The sequence below is a fragment of the Synechococcus sp. H55.9 genome, assembly GCF_047462355.1.
In the GTDB taxonomy this organism is placed as follows: Bacteria; Cyanobacteriota; Cyanobacteriia; order Thermostichales; family Thermostichaceae; genus Thermostichus.
Genome location: NZ_JANSJB010000057.1, coordinates 1 through 8,634, shown reverse-complemented (window position 1 = coordinate 8,634; position 8,634 = coordinate 1). Strand labels below are relative to the sequence as shown.

Annotated in this window: 6 protein-coding genes and 1 tRNA gene; 5 read left to right on the top strand and 2 right to left on the bottom strand. The window is 59.4% G+C overall.

Features of this window, described 5'->3' with window-relative positions:
• The first annotated feature begins 168 nt into the window (after positions 1 to 168).
• From rimI to NW857_RS08575, 3 genes are all read left to right on the top strand, one after another.
• Positions 169 to 699: a ribosomal protein S18-alanine N-acetyltransferase gene (gene rimI, locus NW857_RS08585; RefSeq protein ID WP_414348053.1), complete on the top strand. Its 531-nt coding sequence runs from the start codon at positions 169 to 171 to the stop codon at positions 697 to 699.
• A gap of 94 nt (positions 700 to 793) precedes the next feature.
• On the top strand, positions 794 to 1,492 hold the full coding sequence (locus NW857_RS08580; protein WP_414333942.1) for a glutathione S-transferase N-terminal domain-containing protein: 699 nt from the start codon (positions 794 to 796) through the stop codon (positions 1,490 to 1,492).
• A 75-nt stretch (positions 1,493 to 1,567) separates the two neighbouring features.
• Positions 1,568 to 1,738 (top strand): chlorophyll a/b-binding protein, encoded by a 171-nt coding sequence (locus tag NW857_RS08575; protein ID WP_414333941.1) that lies wholly within the window; start codon positions 1,568 to 1,570, stop codon positions 1,736 to 1,738.
• Between the two features lie 222 nt (positions 1,739 to 1,960).
• Here NW857_RS08575 and NW857_RS08570 read toward each other — a convergent pair whose 3' ends face one another.
• Complete coding sequence (locus NW857_RS08570) at positions 1,961 to 6,535, bottom strand: GAF domain-containing protein (protein ID WP_414368666.1); 4,575 nt, start codon at positions 6,533 to 6,535, stop codon at positions 1,961 to 1,963.
• Positions 6,536 to 6,936: 401 nt separating this feature from the next.
• On the opposite strand from NW857_RS08570, the gene NW857_RS08565 reads away from it, so the two are divergent.
• Positions 6,937 to 7,314 carry a hypothetical protein gene (locus tag NW857_RS08565; protein ID WP_414333939.1) on the top strand — a complete coding sequence of 126 codons (378 nt, stop codon included), beginning with the start codon at positions 6,937 to 6,939 and terminating at the stop codon, positions 7,312 to 7,314.
• 108 nt (positions 7,315 to 7,422) lie between these two features.
• Here NW857_RS08565 and NW857_RS08560 read toward each other — a convergent pair.
• A tRNA-Leu gene (locus NW857_RS08560) sits at positions 7,423 to 7,505 on the bottom strand.
• Positions 7,506 to 7,624: 119 nt separating this feature from the next.
• Here NW857_RS08560 and tgt point away from each other — a divergent pair.
• Positions 7,625 to 8,634 (top strand): tRNA guanosine(34) transglycosylase Tgt (gene tgt, locus NW857_RS08555; protein WP_414368665.1); only part of this gene is annotated, 1,010 nt, incomplete at its 3' end.

Here is an 8,634-nt window from a genome sequence, read left to right as displayed (position 1 = left end):
GAGGCCGGCTTCCAAGAAGGGATCGACTACGAGCTCAAGCCCCATCCCCAATCGGGGGGCCAGATCTTGAGCCTTAGCCGCCGAGCCCTGCCCTACGCCGCCCCGGATGACGATCCCTTTGGGCAGTTGTTGCTATCGGAGTTCTGCGAATTGCGGGACTAGACCACCATGGGTAGCACAAGTTATCGGCTGCAGATGCTCGACATCACCGCCCTGCCCCAATTGCTGGAGCTGGATCGACGCTGCTACGGCGGACACTGGGGGGAACAGGGGTATCGCGCGGAGCTGGAACGGCCCACCAGCACGGTGATTGGGGTTGTGGCGGAACCGGTTGCCGTTGGCGCTTCCTATGGCTTGGGCCGAACAGAGTTCTCCCTTCCCTCTCCAGACCTCGCGACGCAAACAGCACCAGCGCTGGTGGGCTTTGGCATCCTCTGGCGCATCGAAGAAGAAGCCCACATCATCTCGCTGGCGGTGGATCCCGGTCACCGGCGACAAGGCTTGGGCCGCAGGATCCTAGAAGCGCTCCTAGACCAAGCTAGAGCAGCAGGCTGTCGCTGGGCCACGTTGGAAGTGAGGGCTTCCAACCACGCCGCCATCCACCTCTATGAATCGGCAGGGTTTCAATTGCTGGGACGCCGCAAGGGCTATTACAACAACGGAGAAGATGGGCTGGTGTATTGGAAGAAACCGATTTAAGCTTAGGAAAAACCAACACTAAGGGGTTGATGCCGGGGGCTTTGGGGTAGGCGGGCTAGAATGGGCAGAACAACCGGCCTAAGAACCCTTGCCCATGCTGGATTTCTACGCTTGGCCCACCCCTAACGGCTACAAAGTCTCGATCCTGCTGGAGGAGCTAGGGATCCCCTACCGGGTCATTCCCATCGACATTGGCCGCGGCGACCAGTTCGACCCGGAATTTCTCAAGATCAGCCCCAACAACAAAATACCGGCCATTGTGGATCCCGATGGGCCTGGAGGCCGGCCTTATGCCCTGTTCGAGTCGGGCGCCATCTTGATGTACCTGGCCGAGAAAACCGGGAAACTCCTGCCCAGCGACATCGGATCCCGCTATCGCGTCATCCAGTGGCTGATGTTCCAAATGGGCGGCATTGGGCCGATGATGGGCCAGGCCAACCACTTTCAGCACTACGCCCCAGAGCGGATCCCCTATGCTATCGACCGCTACGTTAACGAGACCCGGCGCTTGTTTGGCGTGGCGGAACGGGTCTTGGCCGAGTCGGAGTACCTGGCGGGCGACTACTCCATCGCCGACATTGCCAGCTTCCCCTGGATGCGAAGCTACCCACGGCAGGGGCTGAACATCGAAGAGTTCCCCAACGTCAAACGCTGGTTGGCAGCCATCGAGGCCCGCCCTGCTGTGCAGAAGGGCCTGCAACTGTTGGCAGAGGCGCGCCGATCCCCAGACCAGCCCCTCAGCGACGAGGAACGGCAAGTCCTGTTTGGCGACCGCCAATACCAAAGGCGCTGAGTCAAGGGGAGAAGCTGCACTTGTTAGCTCTCGACACAAAACTTGACAGTTTTTAATACTTGAGCCACATTAGAGATGTCACCCCTTGATGGAGTTAAGACTATGGAAAACCAAGAAGCTAAGTTCGGCTTTACCACCTTTGCCGAAAAATGGAATGGCCGTCTGGCGATGTTGGGCTTTGTGATCGGCGTGGCCACCGAGTTGCTGACCGGCCAAGGGATCCTCTCTCAAATTGGCCTGATGTGATCCCAGCCCGCCTGATTGGGTCGAAGCACTAGCTAGATACTTTCTGCCCGGCTGTCCTCTTCCAGACTGATCAAGCAGCCGGGCTTTTGCTGCAGTTCCGAGCCAGAGCGCAGCCAAACAGCCGCGCCAATTTGTTCCTCCTACCTCCAATGGTTCGCCGCTTGATCCCCATCTCCTTTTGGGAGAGGGGCTGGGGGTGAGGGCGACAAGTCTGGGATCGCCCTAGCCTTCCAATTCCTGCAGGTACTGGCAAATGTCGGCCAAGATGCGCTCCAGCTCCTCCAGGCCCTGGGAAGCGCTTGCCCATTTTGGGTCATCAGCCGGGGATCCCGGCTGCGCCAGTTGCACCCCCAGGTGTTCTAGCTCGCGGGCTACTTGACAAAAGGCATTAGCTCCCACGTTGGCGCTAGCTCCCTTGAGGCGGTGGGCAATTTTCCTCAAGTCTTCGGCATTACCCGCTGCAAGAGCTTGGCGCAGCCGCGGCAACTGGTCCTGGCCATCTTGGACAAACACCTGCAGCAGCTCCCGCTGAAACTGGCGGTCACCTCCCGTAACCCGCTCCAAGTAGGCGGCGTCGATGGGGTAGGGCAGCGTGGGAGCAGGGTCACCGCCGGCAGCTTCAGGAGAAGGCGGATCGGACGAAGCCGCCCCGTTGGCTGCTCCTGCTGCGGAAGGGGCGATCCTTTGGCTCCAGTGGTTGAGCACTTTTTCCAGATCCTCCTTTAGCACCGGCTTACTGAGATAGTCGTCCATGCCCGCTTGCAGGCAGCGCTCCCGATCCTCTTGCATGGCGTTGGCCGTGATGGCAATCACCACGGTGCGGTGGCCGGATCCCCGCTCCTGCTGGCGCAGGCGGCGGGTGGCCTCGTAGCCATCCATCACCGGCATCTGGCAATCCATGAGGATGAGGTCGTACTTGACTTGCTGCAGCAAATCCAGCACCTCCTGGCCGTTGGCCACCACATCCGCCAGGTAGCCCAAGCTCTGCAGCTGGCGCAGGGCCACCTTTTGGTTGACGGGGTTGTCTTCGGCCAAGAGGATGCGCAGGGGTTGCTGGGGGCGGCTGGCCGAGGGCGCACTTTGCGAAAGGGGTGGGCCCATGCCCAGCAGCGCGGTGGCCAGGCCGGAAGACTTGCCCAGGGCCATGACCAGAGCTTCTTGCAATCGCGTTTGCTTGACCGGCTTGGTTAGGTAGGCAGCAAAGCCAATCTCGGCGGCGCGGCGGGAGTGCTCCCCCAACCCCAGCGAGGTCATCATCACCAGTTGCGTCGGGGACAGTTCGGGATCCGCCTTGATCCAGCGGCCCAGGGTTTCCCCATCCACCTCCGGCATCTGCATGTCCAAAACCGCCAAGGGGAAGGGGATCCCTTCCCGCGCAGCCTGGCGCAGCTTGTCCAGAGCCTGGTAGGCATTTTCGGCTTCTTCCACCACCATGCCCCAAGCGGTGGCCTGGCAGCGGACGATCTTGCGGTTGGTGGCGTTGTCGTCCACCACCAACAGCCGCTTGCCCTGAAGAGTGACAGGGATGCGGGCGGGGTGCTGGGAGATTTGTCGGGCGTAGGGTTGTCTTTCCAGGGTCAGCTCGAGGCTGAAGGTGCTGCCGCGGCCCACCTCGCTCTCTAGGAAGATCTTGCCCCCCATCAGCTCTGTCAGTTGCTTGCAAATGGCCAGGCCCAGCCCTGTGCCCCCGTATTTGCGGGTGGTAGAAGCATCCACTTGGGTGAAGGGCTGAAACAGCTTGGCTTGCGCTTCCTTGGGGATCCCGATCCCTGTATCCCTTACCGAGAGCCGCAGTTGGACATGGGTGGCCGTTTTTTGCAGCAGCTCGGCCTGGATGACCACCTCCCCTTGATGGGTGAACTTGATGGCGTTGCTCACCAAGTTGTTGAGGATTTGGCGCAGCCGCGACGCATCCCCCCGCAGATAGCGGGGCACTTCCGGCGGCATAAGCACCGCCAGCTCCAGGCCCTTGGCGTGGGCAGTGGGGGCAAAGAGATCCGCCACCTCCTCCAAACAGGCCCTCAGGTCGAAGTCCAGGATCTCCAGCTCCATCTCCCCGGCTTCCAGCTTGGAGAAGTCCAGGATGTCGTTGATGAGGGTCAGCAGGGCATCGCCGCTGATGCGGATGGTCTCGACAAAGTCCCGCTGCTCGGGGGTCAGGGGCGTCTCCAGCAACAAGCCCGTCATCCCCAGCACCGCGTTCATGGGGGTGCGGATCTCGTGGCTCATGGTGGCCAAGAAGCTGCTTTTGGCCTGAGAAGCCTGCTCTGCCGCTTTGCGGGCTTGTTCTAGCTCAAGGCTGCGCTGGCGCTCCCGCTCCAGGAGCTCTGCCTGGGTGAGGGCAATGCCGATTTGGTTGGCCAGTTGTACCAGCAGCTCGATCTCAAACGGCTGCCACTGGCGGGGTGCAGAACACTGGTGGGCCAACAACAGCCCCCATAGCCGCTGCTCCATGAAGAGGGGCACCACCAGGTTGGCCTTCACCTGCATTGTTTGCAGCAGCTCCAGGTAGCAGGGCTCCAGCCCTTCGGCCTCCACGTCGCTGATGGCGCGAACCCGGCCCTGGCTGTAGAGCTCAGCGTATTTTTCCTGAAAACAGGGATCCTCTATCACCTCGCCCAAAAGGGAAGGGATGCCGGGCTGGGTTTTCTCGTTGGAGATGATCCCGGATCCATCCGGCTGGAAGCGGTAGACCAAAACGCGATCCGCCCTGAGCAGGGCTTGGATCTCCGTTACTGCCGTTTCCAGGATCTCGGCAATATCCAGCGATTGGCGGATCTTTAAGCTGAGATCGGCCAGCAGTTGGGCCCGCCGGCTCTGCCGCTCCAGCTCCTCGGCAGCTTTTTTGCGCTCGGTGATGTTGCGGAAAATGCCCCGCGTGGAGACCATCACCCCATCTTCAAGGCGGCAGTTAACACTTCCCTCCACCCAGATGGTTTCGCCCTTGGCAGTCACAAAGGCCGTCTCCACCTTGTCCAGAGGTTGGCCAGCCAAAAGCTTCTGGAAAACCACCTGGCAGTGCTCTCGATAGTCGGGGTGGATGATGTCGAAAACCCTCATTTGGTGGATTTGAGCTTCGTCGTAGCCCAGGGTCTCCTTCCAGGCGCGGTTGACGTAGAGAAAGTACCCTTCGGCATCGACAGCCTGAATGAGATCGCTGGCATTTTCAAAGAGATCCCGGTAGCGCTCTTCGCTTTCTTTGAGAGCCAGCTCCGCCAGCTTGCGCTCGGTGATGTCGATGCCGGTGCTGATGATAAACTCCACCTCGCCCTCGGCGTTGACCAGGGCGGTGTTGGTCCAAGCAATGAGCCGCAGCGCCCCCTGCTTGGTGCGCCAGAAGTTTTCATAGCGATTCAAGAAAAGGGAGCGACTGCCCTTAAGTTGTTGAAAAGCTTGCTTCAGGCCGGCCATCTCCTCCGCCGGGATCAAGCCCAAGTCCCAGAGCAGTTGGCCCTTGACTTCTGCCAGCGAATAGCCAGAAAGCTGCTCGGCAGCGCGGTTAAAGCGCAGGATGCGCCCTTCGGGATCCATGACCACCACCACAGCGCCTGCCGTGTCGAGGATGGCGTTGGTAAAGTCCCGCTCTTGCTTGAGGAAGGTTTCCGCCCGCTCCCGCTCGGCAGTTTCGCGGCGAATGAGGACATAAACTGCGGCCAACAGCAAGTAGGTAAAAGCCAGCCCCCCCAGCAGGATGGCATTGGTTCTAACCCAAGCAAGCTGGAACTGCTCGCTGCGCTGCTGCAACAGAAGCCGCTCTTGCTCCTGGAGCGCCTCCACTAGGTTGGCGATCCGCTCCATCAACCTTTGCCCTTCGCCCTTCTTCAAGGCTTCTTGAACAGCGGCCAGCCCCTCTTGATCCCGGAGCCGGATAAGATCTTGGGCAAGGTTCAGACGCTGTTCCAAAAGCAGCTCCAGCCACTTCAGGCGCCCTTGCTGGAGAGGGTTGTCGGCTGTCAACTCTTGCAGCCGGCTAAGACGAGTGGGAATGGCCTCAAGGCTGGCCTTGTACTCGTCGAGGTAGCGAGTCTCGTTGGTCAAAAGGTAACCCCGTTTACCTGCCTCGGCAGCACGGATCTCTGAGAGCAATCCTTCCAGGTTCTGGATCACTTCCAGGGTATCGGCCACTTGCTCCGTCAGTTGGGGCAGGCGACTGGCGTTGCGCTGGGCAGAGTAGGCGATCCCGCCCAAGATCAGGGCAGCCAGGCCCAGGCCAGCACTGACCTTGAGGAGAAAGCGGTTTTTGCGAGCAGGCTTGCTCTCGCCAGCTTTGGGAAGCAAGGGAGCCTTGGCCAACTCCCGCAAGGTGCGGCGCAGCTCCAGTTGAGCCCCCACCTGATGGGCCAGGGCCTTGAGCTGCTCCACTTGCTCCGGGCTGAGCTGCCGGGGTTGGTAGTCCACCACGCAGAGGGTACCCAGCGCTTGCCCTTCCGGCGTTACCAAGGGCACACCGGCGTAAAAGCGAATATGCGGCTCTTGGGTTACAAAAGGGTTGTCGGCAAAGCGCGGATCCTGGGTGGCATCGGGCACCACCAGCGGCTCTTTGGGCGAGAGAATGGCGTGGGCACAGAAGGCCACATCCCGCGGCGTTTCCTCGATACCCTCAATGCCGAACTTGGCCTTAAACCACTGGCGATGCTCGTCAATAAGAGTTACTAGCGAAATGGGCGTGCCGCAGATGTAAGCAGCAAGCCGGACGATCTCGTCAAAGGCAGTTTCAGGGGCTGTATCGAGAACTTGATACTCTCGTAGGGCAGCCAGCCGCTCTTCTTCGTTGGGGGGAAGGGGAGCCTTGGGCATGGGTCAAGCTGGAGAGACGGGATCCGGCGCTGCCGTGGGTGAACCTCAGCAGCCTGGTAAAAGAGACAACCCCAGCATAACTCCCCGACCGCCTTGCCGAAATCCTCAAGGATCTATGCCCCCAAACGAACCAAGCGGGAGCCGTACTGCCTGCCTTGGGGGAGATGCCCTTGTTTTCATAGAAAGCCAGCGTGATCTCAGGGACTTGGCTTTCAAGAAGCTATACAGATACACGTAAAGGCAAGAAAATCTCGACGACCCTCGCTTAACGCATTTAGCATTTAGTTGTACTTATCTTAATAATAAACAAGTTCTAGTATTTTTAAGTTGAAACCTTCTAATGAAGGGCCTATCATGATCGGACGCACTTTAGGATCAAGCTTCTGGGATAGGGCAGCCTTATGAACAAGCTTCAAGACAGTCTGGTGAAGGCTCTCACCATTGACGGGGCACTGGGCGTCGCTTTGGGGGACTGGAAGACCGGAATGTGTCTGGGGTTTAAGGGCACCAACAGCCCTGCCTTTCCCGAAGCTAATCTGGAGTTGGCCATTGCCGGAAACACAGAGGTGATCCGCGCCAAGATGCGAGTTGCAGAGTCTCTTAAGTTCACCGACAGAATCGAAGAGATACTTATTATTCTGGAGACTCAGTATCACCTGATGTATCTACTTAAGCACATACCTGGGCTATTTTTCTATCTGGCTTTGGATCGAGAGAAAGGCAACTTGGCTCTTGCTCGTATCAAGCTCTCCCAAATCGAAAAAGAGCTGACTCTCTAAAAGTTACGGCCTTTGCCGGCCTCACAGGAGTTCTGCAGCCAAGCAAGATTCTTTTAGAGCTTGCTCTACGTTGAGGTGATGGAGTAGGTAGCAACCAATCCAAAGAAATGCGGAACCGGGGACTTGAACCCCGATGGCATTGCTGCCACTAGAACCTGAATCTAGCGCGTCTACCATTCCGCCAGTTCCGCGGCGATCTATAAGAATGCCCAAGAAAGGGGATCCCTGTCAAGGGCTGGGGGGCTTTAGAAGGGGATCCTATTCTTATGCTAAGCTCGGCTGCGCAGGCAGTGGATCCAGAGCGCTAACCTTGGCGGCTTTTACTTTTGTTTGCGAGGGCACCTGCCCCAACACGCAGGCGCGGGCCGGCTATTTCACTACCCCCCACGGCGAGATCCCAACCCCCTGCTTTATGCCGGTGGGAACGCTGGCCAATGTGAAAACCCTCACGCCTGCTCAACTCAAGGAAACCGGCGCCCACATTATCCTCAGCAACACCTATCACCTGCACCTACAGCCCGGCGAAGAGATCATTCAAGCGGCGGGGGGCCTGCACCGCTTCATGGGCTGGCCAGGCCCCATCCTCACGGATTCAGGCGGCTTCCAAGTTTTTAGCCTCAGCGCCATCCGCCAAATCGACGAGGAAGGGGTAACGTTTCGCTCGCCCCGCGATGGCCGTATTATCCATTTCACTCCGGAGCTGTCTATCCAAATCCAAAATGCTCTGGGGGCAGACGTCATCATGGCCTTTGACGAGTGCCCGCCCTATCCTGCTAGCCCTGAGGCGGTGGCAGCAGCGGTGCGGCGGACTACTCAATGGCTGAAGCGCTGCGTGGAAGCCCACCGCCGCTCCGATCAGGCTTTGTTTGGCATTGTTCAGGGGGGGGTTTACCCGGAGCTGCGTCGGCAGGCAGCGGAAGAAGTCTGTCGGCTGGATCTACCCGGCTATGCCATCGGCGGCGTCAGCGTAGGAGAGCCGGTGGAGCTAATGCACGCGGTGGTGCGACAAACAGCCCCCCTCTTGCCAGCCGATCGCCCCCGCTATCTCATGGGGGTGGGCACCTATGCCGAGATGCGGGCGGCAGTGGCTGCCGGCATGGACTTGTTTGACTGTGTCATTCCCACGCGCTATGCCCGCCACGGCACCGTGATCAGCCGCGGCCAACGCTGGAACATCAAGAATGCCGAACACCGCCGCAGCCTGGATCCCATCGATCCTGAGTGCCCTTGCTACACCTGCCGCCACTTCAGCCGCGCCTATTTGTGCCACCTCATCCGCGCCCAAGAGATCCTGGGCTACACTCTGCTTTCCATCCACAA